General features: G+C 35.1%; 12 protein-coding genes and 3 pseudogenes. 3 read left to right on the top strand and 12 right to left on the bottom strand.

The features are described from left to right. Nucleotides 1–32: 32 nt before the first annotated feature. The 5 genes and pseudogenes from dltD to ACEWFJ_RS17825 form a co-directional block, all read right to left on the bottom strand. On the bottom strand, nt 33–1208 hold the full coding sequence (dltD, locus tag ACEWFJ_RS17845; protein ID WP_473689395.1) for a D-alanyl-lipoteichoic acid biosynthesis protein DltD: 1176 nt from the start codon (nt 1206–1208) through the stop codon (nt 33–35). Continuing rightward, nucleotides 1205–1444, bottom strand: a complete 240-nt coding sequence (gene dltC / locus ACEWFJ_RS17840; RefSeq protein ID WP_098309540.1) for a D-alanine--poly(phosphoribitol) ligase subunit DltC — start codon at nt 1442–1444, stop codon at nt 1205–1207. Before dltC ends, dltD begins: the two co-directional genes overlap by 4 nt. A gap of 58 nt (nt 1445–1502) precedes the next feature. Continuing rightward, the gene (gene dltB, locus ACEWFJ_RS17835; protein WP_473689394.1) at nt 1503–2693 is read right to left on the bottom strand and encodes a D-alanyl-lipoteichoic acid biosynthesis protein DltB; all 1191 of its coding nucleotides are present in this window, start codon (nt 2691–2693) and stop codon (nt 1503–1505) included. Then, a pseudogene (gene dltA, locus ACEWFJ_RS17830) lies at nt 2690–4203 on the bottom strand (D-alanine--poly(phosphoribitol) ligase subunit DltA). The gene dltB and the pseudogene dltA overlap by 4 nt, the downstream one beginning before the upstream one ends. 12 nt (nt 4204–4215) lie before the next feature. Then, entirely contained in the window at nt 4216–4362 is a 147-nt protein-coding gene (locus tag ACEWFJ_RS17825) for a teichoic acid D-Ala incorporation-associated protein DltX (protein WP_473689393.1), read from the bottom strand. A gap of 319 nt (nt 4363–4681) precedes the next feature. Between ACEWFJ_RS17825 and ACEWFJ_RS17820 the strand changes: the two are divergent. Both ACEWFJ_RS17820 and ACEWFJ_RS17815 read left to right on the top strand, forming a co-directional pair. Then, nucleotides 4682–5858 (top strand): annotated as a pseudogene (locus ACEWFJ_RS17820) (M20 metallopeptidase family protein). A 339-nt stretch (nt 5859–6197) separates the two neighbouring features. After that, nucleotides 6198–6643, top strand: a pseudogene (locus tag ACEWFJ_RS17815) (flavodoxin). Between the two features lie 34 nt (nt 6644–6677). Here ACEWFJ_RS17815 and ACEWFJ_RS17810 read toward each other — a convergent pair. From ACEWFJ_RS17810 to ACEWFJ_RS17785, 6 genes are all read right to left on the bottom strand, one after another. Further along, nucleotides 6678–7598, bottom strand: a complete 921-nt coding sequence (locus ACEWFJ_RS17810; RefSeq protein ID WP_473689392.1) for an aminoglycoside phosphotransferase family protein — start codon at nt 7596–7598, stop codon at nt 6678–6680. 194 nt (nt 7599–7792) lie between these two features. Continuing rightward, nucleotides 7793–7942, bottom strand: a complete 150-nt coding sequence (locus ACEWFJ_RS17805) for a hypothetical protein (RefSeq protein WP_195933936.1) — start codon at nt 7940–7942, stop codon at nt 7793–7795. Between the two features lie 18 nt (nt 7943–7960). Further along, entirely contained in the window at nt 7961–8137 is a 177-nt protein-coding gene (locus ACEWFJ_RS17800; RefSeq protein WP_098309585.1) for a 2-isopropylmalate synthase, read from the bottom strand. Between the two features lie 179 nt (nt 8138–8316). Further along, a complete protein-coding gene (locus ACEWFJ_RS17795; RefSeq protein WP_429717843.1) occupies nt 8317–8712 on the bottom strand; it encodes a DUF350 domain-containing protein in 396 nt (131 codons plus the stop codon). A gap of 216 nt (nt 8713–8928) precedes the next feature. Next, a complete protein-coding gene (locus ACEWFJ_RS17790) occupies nt 8929–9447 on the bottom strand; it encodes a L,D-transpeptidase (protein ID WP_473689391.1) in 519 nt (172 codons plus the stop codon). 117 nt (nt 9448–9564) lie between these two features. Beyond that, a complete protein-coding gene (locus ACEWFJ_RS17785) occupies nt 9565–10923 on the bottom strand; it encodes an MATE family efflux transporter (protein WP_473689390.1) in 1359 nt (452 codons plus the stop codon). 194 nt (nt 10924–11117) lie between these two features. On the opposite strand from ACEWFJ_RS17785, the gene bacA reads away from it, so the two are divergent. Beyond that, entirely contained in the window at nt 11118–11909 is a 792-nt protein-coding gene (bacA, locus tag ACEWFJ_RS17780) for an undecaprenyl-diphosphate phosphatase (protein WP_098309529.1), read from the top strand. A 26-nt stretch (nt 11910–11935) separates the two neighbouring features. On the opposite strand, the gene ACEWFJ_RS17775 is transcribed toward bacA, so the two are convergent. Beyond that, on the bottom strand, nt 11936–12490 hold the full coding sequence (locus ACEWFJ_RS17775) for a thioredoxin family protein (RefSeq protein WP_473689389.1): 555 nt from the start codon (nt 12488–12490) through the stop codon (nt 11936–11938). Between the last annotated feature and the right edge of the window lie 335 nt (nt 12491–12825).

Raw genomic sequence — 12825 nt, 5'->3', positions numbered from 1 at the left:
AAAAGAACGCTTGAAAATTCAAGCGTTCTTTTTTAGTTACTCTCATAAAATTGCTGAATTGCCTCATCGACATATACCCAGCCTTTCCAACCCAAATGCATCGTATCTTTTAAGAAATACTTATCATATTCATGGCTTGAAAAATCTGCAACTGGGAATCCAGCTTTTTCAATTTGTTCATTTATTTTTTTATAGTATACATCACGTCGTTCTTTCGGGAATCCAGCATAATCATACCATAGACCATTAACTGGAACAGAAATGAATAATGGTTTTGCATGCTGTTGTTTTAAAATGTCTAAAACTAATTGGAAATCGTCATATTCTGGCGATTCATCGAATGATTCATTTGCTCGATATCCTTTTAGACGTTTTAATTTATCCTTAATCTTTTGGTCATAGTAGCGATCTTCAATGCCGAATGGATTCGTTTGAGATTCTACTTCGCCAGTTTTTTCTGCATGGTTACGAATATCGTTCCATGCAAGGGATTTTAATTCAGCATCTGTATGTGTTTTTCGCGGTTTAATATCAAACATTGATGTAACTAAATCTTTACGATCTAAAATGTTACGATATACATACGCAAATGGTTTTGCCGCCGCTGCTTTCACTTTATGTTTTGTATCGTCATATACGATTCCTTCTAAAGAAGTTTTTAGGAGTGTATCTTTACGAACAATTTCAAAACTTAATAAGCGGTTTGCGATTTCTTTTTTCGTCTCAGGCTTTAATTCATCATTAAAGATGAGATGGTACGCTTGCTGAGATGAAAAGTTTGGCGCAAAATGAACTTCGTCTAACCCTTGTTTTACAAACCATTGCGGTGAAAGGACGAAGACAATTTTGCGATCTTTTAACTGATCCATTGACGATGCTAGATTTAACACATGAGTAAGACTTTGTGTTCCACCGCGACCGATAAGAAACGGAGTAAATTCTTCATTTTTCACTTTAAAGTAGTTAGATGGATGATATACATCTAACCGAGAAAATTCCGATGAACCGTACATCGGAAGGTATTTTGGATCTTCTAGCGCTTTTTGTTGCAGTGCAATGCCCTGGAACATTTCTTTGTTTAAAGATGTTGAGGCATCGTTGACCTTTTGCTCCCCGATAAGTGGTAAGAGGAAGCGTGATGGAATAAGTAACACCACGCAAAAAAGAGCAAATGCTAGAAGCATCGGGCCAAACGTTGGTTTTTTCATCGCATATCTTCCAGTTTCTTAACAATCATGTTTGGCGTTGCCCATTCGTCACGATCAAAGTCAGAAATAGGCACTTCAATACCTAAACGTTCTTGAAATTCTACTAATAAAGATACTGTACCGAAAGAATCAAGAATACCTTCTTCAAATAATTGTACATCCGTATTTTCTTTTACAATATCATTTTCACATACTTCTTCTAAAATATCTAATACTTGATCTTTAAATTCAGCCATTGTGTATTCTCCTTTATATCCATAATGTATGATGTGTAACTTCCTAAGAAGTTTTTAACTAAAAGTGTCTACCTAGGTTACCTGAGAAGAGTAGGAGACCGAGACAAACGAAGTGGAATGTAATGATAATTCCAAGGGCATGTGTGAATTTATTATTTGGCCAAAACTTATGTTTTTTGTTTTTTCGTTCAAAAATATCAAATGCAATAAACAAAATTGCATGATATAAGCCATACGTAATATAATACCACGTTAGTCCATGCCAAAGTCCCATAATTCCAAAGTTTAAAAATGCACCGATATAAGAAATTGTATAACGGTTTTTAATTAGTTTTTTCTTTGTCGCAAAAAAGACAAAGCGCATATAAATAAAGTCGCGGAACCAAAATGATAAGCTCATGTGCCAGCGGTTCCAGAAGTCCTTAATATTACGACTTAAAAATGGCTTGTTAAAGTTTTCAGGCGTCTTAATACCCATCATATAACTTACACCAATTACGAATGCGCTATATCCTGCAAAGTCAAAGAATAGATATAAACTATACGAGTACATATCAGTCATAAATGAAGCAAATGTAGCTTGTTTAGAAATTGCTGCATCCCAAATATAAGTTTTAATTAAATACGCAATAATAAATTTGTAAAGAAATCCTTGGAAAATACGATTGATTCCTGTATAAAGCATTGCCTTATACTCATCAGCTGATGGTGGTTTCTCTACATCTTTTTGAAAGCGACGATATCGATCAATTGGACCTGTTGAAATTGCAGGGAAGAACAGAAGAAACTCCCAGAACTTAAATAGTGATATTTCTTTAATAAGTCCATCGCGAATTTCAAATATCATTTGTACTGCTCTAAATGTTACGTATGATATACCAAGAAATACGACTAATTTCATAGCTGGTATATCAAAAAATACGATTGATTTTAAAGCTGGTACAACAGGTGTAATTTTTACTAAGATAAGCGGTAAGATTGATAAAATAACAGCAGTACAAAAGATACTTGTTTTGTTATCACGCTGTCGCAACGTTAAATATCCTTTAATTAAAACAAATTGCCAAATTGCAAATATTGCCAATGCAACAGCTTGTGTTGGTTTATCAGAAAAGATAATTGCCAACATAATAAGTGTTACAACTGCATTATATTTGCGCATCATTTTCCCTTGTAACCCAGCAATGATGGTAGGGATAAGCAAAATGCCCACAATCACGAAAAAATAAAATGATGCATATGGGATCATGCTGTAACCTCACTCAATAATTTTTTACGATCTACTTTTCCATTTGGTGTCATTGGAATAGAAGATTGATACATGAATTTTCGTGGAATCATGTAATTTGGTAATCGTTCATTGAGTTCTTTTTTATAGCGGATGTTAATTTGAATTCTTTTTCAAAAGAATGTTCACCTGGAACAACAACCGCTAATAAGTAGTCGTATTTTTCACCTTTTTTAATTGGAAGTACCACAGCAGCTTCCACATACGAACATGAACGAAGGTGATGTTCAATTTCTTCTAATTCCATACGATAACCGTGTAGCTTAATTTGGAAATCAAGACGACCATTATAGAAAAGAAGTCCATTTTCTAAATAACCAGCGTCACCGGTTTTATAAGCACGTTCGCCGTCAATAACTGTAAATGCTTTCTCTGTTAATTCAGGGCTTCCTAAGTATCCAATACTTACACTCGGACCAACGATTACGATTTCACCCTTCTCACCATCAGCTGCAACAGTACCATCTTCTTTCATAATGATGATGCGGCAATCTGACTTACAGTAACCGACTGGAAGAGATTGATATTTGTCTACTACTTCATTTGTTACATGAATACCAGTTACAGCAACAGTCGCTTCTGTTGGTCCATACGTATTCATAATAGTAGCTTTTGGGAAGCGCTCTAACAGTTTTCTTGCAACATCATTAGACAGTACTTCACCACAGAATAAGAATGTTTTCATGTTTGGAAGCATACCTTCTGAGAAAGATGGCTCCATTAAACACATTTCTGCAAAGGATGGTGTAGATGTCCAAACTTGTACATCTGATTGTTCTAAAGAAGCAAATAAATCTTTTGGACGTGCAATCATATCTTTATCAATTGCCCATAGTGTACCACCTGTTACTAATGACGGATAAATGTCCATAACAGATAAGTCAAATGAGAATGGCGCTTGGTTTAAAAAGACTTGTCCAGTTTGTAAGTTGAAATCTTCAACTGTCCATTTTGTGAAACTTACAAGACAATTATACGTAATTTGTACACCTTTTGGGTTTCCTGTACTCCCTGATGTGTAAATGATGTAGAAGTTGTCTTCACCCTGTACTGCATATTCAGGATTTGCAATGTTTCCTTTATGAGTAAGAAGAATATCTTCTAATTTCTTTCCATCAACAATCTGAACTGGTAAATCAGCCACTGTAACATCTGTTGGAGATAAAAGTAGCTTTGCACCAGAACTTTCTGCAATGCGCAGCACACGATCAGTTGGAATTGACACGTCTACTGGAATATACGCATGTCCAGCTTTGACACACCCTAAGAAACAGACTATCATTTCTGGCTGCATATGTCCGTATACCATAATTGGTGAACGATCATCTTCATATTGAGAAGAAATCCAATATGCTAATGCATCAGAGTCTTCTTTTAATTGTCTGTACGTAATTTTCGCATCTCGCCAAACGAAAGCGGTTTGGTCAGGCGTTTCAACCGCCCACTTTTCGATTTGTTCTAATAACTTCATAACGCTCCCACCCTAAAATTCATTGTAAATAAATGTACTTGTGTTTGTATCTTGGAACCCATACAACCATAGTAAAGCAAGTAAAATCGCAAGGTAGTAACAAGTTTTTGTAACCCATTGCGTGAGTGGTTGAGACCATATTTCTTTTAATATTTTCATGTCTTTCCCCCTCTATAAAATAGTATCCGTATGTAAGTATCATATCCTACATCACTTTGAAAAACACAGAAATCCCACATTTTAGGGAAGTGTAAGGCAAAAAGGCTCTTTTCTGATAGTAGCACTAAATGTTAAAAAAGAAAATCCCTAACTTAACAATTATATTACATTCTAGATAGAATTGTAATTCCATTGCAATTGGAAGAGGTAAGGTTATATTCCCTTTAACTAAAATCGCACATAAACTCTTGTTATACAAAGGAATACGGTCATTATGATGGAATAAGATTGTTAAAAATAGAATAAGGGGTTGAAACGAATGAAATCATCTCAAGTAGATTGGTTATTATATCTTTCTGAAGAAAATATTCGAATGTGGCGACGTTATTTACATCAGCACCCTGAATTGTCATTTCAGGAGAAGCATACAGCACAGTTTATATATGATACATTACAATCATTTTCTTATTTTAACTTAACAAGACCAACAGCATGTAGTGTAATGGCAAGACGAAAAGGAAAAGGTTCAGGCAATATTATTGCGATTCGAGCAGATATAGATGCACTTCCGATTCAGGAACAAACGATGAAGCCGTATGCATCTAGTGTACCAGGAGTTATGCATGCTTGCGGTCATGATGCACATACGGCAATTTTGTTAGGTGTAGCCGAGGCCTTAGTGAAATATGACGAAGAGTGGGGGAGAAATTCGTCTTTTGTTTCAACATGCTGAAGAACAATACCCTGGTGGAGGACAAGAGATGGTGGAAGCGGGAGTTATGGATGGAGTAGATTATGTCATCGGTCTTCATGTAATGTCAGGGCTAGGAAGTGGACAAATAGGAATTTCCTATGGACCAATGATGGCAGCACCGGATGTATTTACAATTGAAGTTAAAGGAAGAGGAGGACATGCTGCTCATCCGAAACAAACAGTGGATCCGATTGCAATTGGGGCACAAATTATTACGAATTTGCAACATCTTGTGTCAAGACGGACGGATGCGTTTGAACAACGAGTGGTATCAGTCACGCAATTTCATGCAGGAACAGCCGATAATATCATTCCTGAGACAGCAACGATTGTAGGAACGGTGCGTTGCTTTGAGAACACATTACGACAAGAATCTAAAGAAATTATTGAACAAATTGTGAAGGGGATTACAGCGGCACATGATGCAACGTACTCATATACGTATCGTTACGGATACAATCCGGTAATAAATGACTCCTATGTAACGAAGGTAGTAGAAGATAGTGCTATTGAATTGTTTGGAAAAGAAAGTATTACCTCGCTTCCCCCTTCTATGGGAGGTGAGGATTTTTCTGCATACTTACAAAAGGCTCCAGGCTGTTTTGTAAAGTTAGGAACGGGAAATGTAAACAAAGATACTTGTTATCCACATCATCATTCAAAATTTGATGTGGACGAAACGGCATTAATTCGTGGTGCACAATTATTTTTACAAGCGGCAATGAAGCTATTAAAAGGATAAGGTAAATTAACAAACAGTGGATAGTTGAAATTATATTATGAGATAAAAAAAGGCAACTGCGAATATCGCAGTTGCTTCTATTTCTTTCCGTTAGAGAGGGTTAAGAAAGAACTATGCTCATTTATAATATATGTATGTCTTACGGACAAGCTTGTATCTTTTCATTAATTTTTAAAAAAATTTCATTGACTTTGATAATTATTATCAATTAATCTAATGTTATCTTTTGGATTGATAATAATTATCATTTTCATTTTCATTTTTATTTATTCTGTACTAAAGGAAATATAGAATATAAAAAATAAGAGAATGAGATACATAATAAGGGGAGAGAGTAAAATGAGTAAGTTAGTAATGATTTTTGCAAGTATGAGTGGAAATACAGAAGAGATGGCAGATCATATTGCCGGGGCAATTCGCAAGGCTGGAAAAGAGATTGAAGTAATCGATATTATGACATCACCAGAAGCGTCTGTTTTAGAAGATTATGAGGGGATTGTATTAGGTGCATACACATGGGGAGATGGTGATTTACCAGATGATTTCTTAGATTTTTATGATGAAATGGATAAGTTGGATTTAACGGGGAAAAAGCAGCGGTGTTTGGTTCTTGTGATTCTGCATATCCGAAATACGGGGCAGCTGTTGATATTTTAATAGAAAAGTTACAGGAGCGCGGAGCTAACGTTGTACTTGAAGGATTAAAAGTAGAATTAACACCAGAAGACGAAGATGTTGAAGCGTGCCTTCGTTTTGGTACAGAATATACAAACCACCTTTCTTAATGGCGTTTGAAGAAAAGAAATTAAGGGAAGACGTTTAGCGTATTCCCCTTAAAACATGTAGCAGTCGTTTTGTATTGTTTTCAATCATTTTTGAATCATTTGTTTCAAAACCATATACAAGGTCGTGCAGTATAGGACTATATTGATAAAAAGAGATAATCCGTTCAAAAAATGTTGTATCCGTTCTATTCGTTAAAGCAGTATATTCCTCGTATACTTCTAGTGTAAAGGCATGGCCGTAATCAGCGTATAATCCAGCAAAATCAAATGCGGGATCACCAATTTGTGCATCTCCTATATCAATGATACCAGCAATGTGCCTCAGGAGAGGATGAAATAAAATATGATTATGTGTTAAGTCAGCATGAATAACTGTTTGTGGAGAGGAGCTTGTATATAATTGCTCAAAAAATGTTTGAAATAGTGTATTCAATCGTTTAGTTTCTTCTATTGTAAATGTAGTAAACAGGTAAAGTTTTAGTTTCATATATAGCTTCTTCCAATATTCAGTTGTTTGCTCAACCTGAAATCCCCACTCTTTTGCAAGTGTAATAGGAACTGTATGAAAAGCAGCAAGAAATGATGCAAGTTGTGTAACAATTTTCGTTTTTTCATTAATTGAAAGGTTATGTAAGTAAGCTGGTTTAAATGGTTTACCATGAATTATTTTATAGTAACTGCAAACAGGAATTGTATCTGCTTTATTTTCATATAGAATATGATAGTTCGGTACTTCTATTTGTTGTGTTTGCAGTATAGGAGACAGTACTTCATATAATTGTTTTTCACAAGGAATTTTTTTCGCGTATTCAACTTTTCTAGGAAATCGAAATAACCATTCATCATTTATGAGAATAGCAACATTATCCCAACCGCTTTCATCTTGATGAAAGCAATGGATAGGCAAGTTCGGGAGTGTTTTTTGAATATATTGTATATAGTCTAAGTCTGTCATTTTTTCGCCTCTTTCGTTTAGTTATAAATAGAAAAAAATCCCTAGCTAGGATTTCTTTTCTTATCCCGTATTTAACGGGTAATCTCACCTCAAGATGTAGGGTTGATTGAGAGGTGAGACAATTTTACGTAAAGATTGGTTCAATTAACTACCAGTGGGGGATGAAGAAACTCTCCACTGATGGAAGTTGAACTTTATAAATTCTCGTTTTGCTGCTGTATCTCCTTTTTACTCAAATCAAGATTTGCATTTTCGATAGCTCTATGTTTGTCTAAAGAATCTCCAGCGTATCCTTTTTGTGTTTTTATAACCCTTTTACTTGAACTTGCTGAGTTATTATTCATATGAATTCGTCCTTTCTTTTACTTAAAATATACGAAAGTAATAAGTAATAGCAGTACAGCTCCAAAAATGACAATGCCGACTAAAAACGTCATGTTAGAATAACGAGGTGATTTATGTACATCTTGACGATAACCGGGTGAAATTTCCGGTGCAAACTCTTCTTGATAAGATTGTTGTTCTTCCTTTTCGTCCACTGTTGCAACTCCTTTATGTTTTTTATCCCGCATTAACGGCCACCTCAAGATTCAGAGGGAAGCGAGGAAGATAGATGAGGGATAACTGCTAGCATGTGCCCGATTGGTTCAACTAAACCTCCACTGATGGAAGTTTCACTTTATTGATATGTTGCACGTTATAAGGAAGAAATATACTCTTAGTATGTTAAGCACTGAGCGAGAACCCAGCCGATAGATATGGATAATAGGAGAATCATAAGTCCGACAGCACGATTATCTTCTTCAATTGCTTGCTTAATACTGAAGCCCATTGTAACAAGTTCTGCAATGTAAAAAGCAATAATTTGCGTTACGATACCGATAGCACTCCAAATGATCATATCGATGAGTGAAACCGACTGAGCGATGGTTGCCCCCACTATAAACGTAAGGCCAAGTAATTTTCCGCCAATTGACATAGCTGCAGATACATTTCCTTTTGCAATTAATTGAAATTCCTTTACTTTTGTCGTCCAATCAAATAGAAGAAAACCGATACATAGTAAAGCAAGCCCTGTTCCAGCATATATAAAAAAATTTAGGAATAAATTCACATTTTTCTCCTTTCTTTTGTTAAAAATCCAATATTTAACTTGTATTATACATGAAATGAAAAAAATGCTTCTATAAAAATAGTGGGGAAATTCTTTTTGGGAGATATTATAAAAATAGTTGTTTTATAATATATGTATCCTATTATTATAATTTATGTATATAATTTGTAGGAAAAAAGGTGTTCTTACTTAAAGAACCTTTTCTCCCAAAAAACATTATGTGAGTTTGAATCCATATGTAGCAGCAATTGCTTTATATGTTGTTTTTTTATTTGTGATGATTACAGTTGTTTCGACAGGAACTCGATCAAATAGCCAATGTACGTCACTATTATACATGCGAATGCAACCGAGTGTTGTCCATTTTCCAATGGCGCTTGCATTATTAGTTCCGTGAATGGCATATGTTGTTCCTTTTGTTCCTTTGAGATTCAGACCGAGCCATCGATCCCCTAATGGATTGCGTGAATCACCGCCAGGAATATTTTTGGTATAGTAGGGACGATTTTTAATTTTGTTGACAATATTATATTTTCCTAGGGGTGTTGGTGTGCTGCTTTTTCCAGTAGCAACTGTAAACTCTTTTACAAATTTACCTTTTTCATAATATGCCATCTTATTTGTCGCTACATTGACAATTAACAAATGTTCTTGCTGATATGTCCCTGCATCAGCTGTCTTAACAGGAAGCATAGAAGAAAAGAATAATAATAGTGCAATCGCAATCTTCCTCATATTAAATTAGTCTCCTTTATGTAAATATCAAAATTTATTATAGCTTTCTTTTATAAAGAATCCTATTACTTTTTTATTTATATAAAAAATATTAAGGATATATAAAAAAGCCGCTATTTAGCGGCTTTTTAATGTAATATATTTTTGCTGTACTTGAAATAGACGAGCGAGTAAAAAGATTGCACCAAAAGCTAGTCCTAAAATGAGACCAATCCAATAACCTTTTGCAGCCAAAGTTGTATATGTTGCAAGTGTATAACCGAGCGGGAGACCTATTATCCAATATGCAACTAGTGTCATAACAAGTGCTACATTCACATCTTTATAACCGCGAAGTGCACCTTGTACTGGTGTTGCAATGGCATCAGAAAATTGGAATAAAATTGCAAACACGAGAAATTGTTTCGCTAAGTCGTGTACTGCAGAATCATTTGTATAAATAGAGGCAATATTGTCATCAAATAAAAACAGTAAGATAGAATATAACAGTGCAAAAGCTAGTGCTAATCCTATACCAATAAAGCTATAATGCTTGGCATCTTTATATCGGGAAGCACCGACTTCAAACCCGACAGAAATTGTCATTGCCATGGATAAACTGAGTGGTGTCATATATAAAAGAGATGCGAAGTTCATCGCAGCTTGGTGAGCAGCAATGGTTGTTGTGTCAAAATTACTCATAAATAATGTAACAGCAGCAAAAATACTTGTTTCAAAAAAGATTGCAAATCCAATTGGTACACCAAGTTTTAATAATTCTTTCCAGCTTGATATAGAGAGGCGATACAAACGTTGAAAGACACCATAAGAAGAGAAAGGCTCTTTCGTACGGATAATGACAATAGTGATAAGTAAAATACACCAATATGTCGATGTTGAAGCGATGGCAGCTCCAACTCCACCGAGTTTTGGGAAACCGAAATGACCAAAAATGAATATATAGTTCAAAATGATATTAATCGGTAAAGATAGTAAAGTGATAATCATTGTTGTGCGGGTTTTTCCTAAGGCATCAATAAAACAGCGGAGTACTGTATATACAAATAGCGGAATGATACCAAATGCGATAATACTTAAAAATTGAGCAGCAATTTGGGCTACTTGTTTCTCTAAATGCATGGCATGTAAAATTGGTGAAACCACAAGAAATCCAATGATTATAACAATAACACTGACCAAGATTGCTAAGTATACGGCTTGTGTCACAACGTGAGCTACATTTTCTTTTTGTTTGGAGCCGATAAGGTGAGCAATAATAGGAGTTGTTGCCATTAAAATACCTGTTAATCCTGTACTAATTGGAAGCCATATACTTGTTCCAATTGCAACTCCAGCTAAATCAGTGGCACTTGCATGTCCTGACATCGTCGTATCGAAAAAACTCATTGAAAATAATGACATTTGTGTAACAAATATGGGGAAAAATAATAAGATAAATTGCTTAATTTTTTGTGAAATCGATGTAGTTTCTTTCATATATACTCCTTTCTAAAATACGAATAGGCCGTTTCAATCATACTATTGAATAGGAATTTAGAAAAGTAATATGTATCTATAACAACATTGGTGCATTTTGAACGAATATGAAAAAAACGATGCGTGTTTAGTGAAGATGAGGTATTATGATAAAGTATGAAAAAAGTATTATAAGGTATTAAGGAGGCACGGTCGTGGCTGATTGGTTAATTGGATTAATCATGGGTGCTGTTGAAGGGTTAACGGAGTTTTTACCTGTATCATCAACAGGGCATATGATTTTAACAGGGCATTTAATTGGATTTGAAGGCGATAAAGCAAAAACGTTTGAAATTGTTGTTCAATTAGGATCTATTTTAGCGGTTGTTGTTGTATTTTGGAAGCGATTATGGTCGTTAGTTGGAATTGGACGAGTAAAGCAAGGGCCATCGTTAAACTTATTACATATTATTATCGGTATGATTCCAGCTGGATTACTTGGTGTTTTATTACATGACAAAATTAAAGAGGTTTTATTTGGACCAGGTCCAGTTGTTATTAGTTTAATTGCTGGTGGTATCTTAATGATTATTGCTGAGAAATTCTCAAAGCCAAGCACAGCGAAAACACTTGATGACATTACGTATAAACAAGCGTTTACGATTGGGATGTTTCAATGTTTAGCATTATGGCCTGGTTTTTCTCGTTCAGGATCTACAATTAGTGGCGGGTTGTTAGCGCGTGTATCTCATACAGCAGCTGCTGAATATACATTTATTCTTGCGGTACCAATGATGGTAGCTGCAACAGGTCTTGATTTAATTAAGAGTTGGAATGAATTAAGCGCAGCAGATATCCCATTATTTGCAACTGGATTTATTACTGCATTTGTGGTTGCTATGTTAGCAATTGTTTCATTCTTAAAATTATTATCTCGTGTGAAATTAACACCATTTGCATATTATCGTTTTATTATTGCCGCGGTGTTTTACTTCTTTGTTTTATAATAAAAAAACTGCCATTTGGCAGTTTTTTATTTTGCTATTTTTTCAATCATATTTTCCATTACGTGCTCCCAAATGGAAGTATCAGAAGTTAATGTTTTACGAAATGCAGCATACATTTCTTTTTGCTTTTCTTCAAACTGTGGATCATCTTTTTCTGGTAATGTAGCGCGCATAGAAGTAACGAACTCTTGAACTTTTGGAGCGCGTGGCCCCCAAATATATTTTTCATTTCCTGCTGCGTCCATAAAAATGAAAATTGGAATCGCGCGCGCGGTACCATTTGTTAAATATTGATCCATCAATTTTAAGTTATCATCACGAATGAGTAGGCTCATCTCGATATTGGCAACTTCGCAAATGCGTTTCATAATTGGTACGCAAAGAAGGGCATCGCCACACCAATCTGCTGTTAAAACGATAACGTTTAAACGATCGTTTTGATGTTGCTCTAAAACAGGAAGAAGTTCATTCGGAATTAAGAAATTATTATAAATATGTAGTAATTCGTGTTGATTCACCGTCATATTATTTACATATGCCTCAAAGGACATGCCTTTTTTAAACCATTGAAGTAATGTCATGTACTACACCTCTTTCTCTATTTGTTCATATTGTACCAAATATTTTACGGGAAAGCTGGTAAAGTTACTTTTATTGGTAATCCATATTTTGTCGAGTGTAAAAAGCTAGAACAATAAAGTGAAACTTCCATCAGTGGAGATTTTCTTCATCCTCCCTACTGATGGAAAGCTCTCACCAATCGGGCTTTTACGGGCAGTTATCTCCCACCTATCTTCCTCGTTTCTCTCTGCATCTTAAGGTGGGGGAGCTTACTGCTCGTTAATGCGGGATAAAATGAAAACAGGGTGCTTCTTTGCACCCTGTTTTCTTGCTGATAAAATTTACAGCATTTTAT

The organism is Bacillus sp. EA-CB0995 (assembly GCF_055814245.1).
The sequence above is the reverse complement of the archived record's forward strand: the minus strand, read 5'-3'. Positions and strand labels throughout refer to the sequence as shown.

Bases quoted from the DNA above. Each gene is read 5' to 3' on its own strand.
- dltC (WP_098309540.1), bottom strand. From the start codon at position 1,444: ATGGCTGAATTTAAAGATCAAGTATTAGATATTTTAGAAGAAGTATGT.
- ACEWFJ_RS17775 (WP_473689389.1), bottom strand. From the start codon at position 12,490: ATGACATTACTTCAATGGTTTAAAAAAGGCATGTCCTTTGAGGCATAT.
- ACEWFJ_RS17810 (WP_473689392.1), bottom strand. From the start codon at position 7,598: ATGACAGACTTAGACTATATACAATATATTCAAAAAACACTCCCGAAC.
- dltD (WP_473689395.1), bottom strand. From the start codon at position 1,208: ATGAAAAAACCAACGTTTGGCCCGATGCTTCTAGCATTTGCTCTTTTT.
- dltB (WP_473689394.1), bottom strand. From the start codon at position 2,693: ATGATCCCATATGCATCATTTTATTTTTTCGTGATTGTGGGCATTTTG.
- ACEWFJ_RS17790 (WP_473689391.1), bottom strand. From the start codon at position 9,447: ATGAGGAAGATTGCGATTGCACTATTATTATTCTTTTCTTCTATGCTT.
- ACEWFJ_RS17825 (WP_473689393.1), bottom strand. From the start codon at position 4,362: ATGAAAATATTAAAAGAAATATGGTCTCAACCACTCACGCAATGGGTT.
- ACEWFJ_RS17785 (WP_473689390.1), bottom strand. From the start codon at position 10,923: ATGAAAGAAACTACATCGATTTCACAAAAAATTAAGCAATTTATCTTA.
- ACEWFJ_RS17805 (WP_195933936.1), bottom strand. From the start codon at position 7,942: ATGAATAATAACTCAGCAAGTTCAAGTAAAAGGGTTATAAAAACACAA.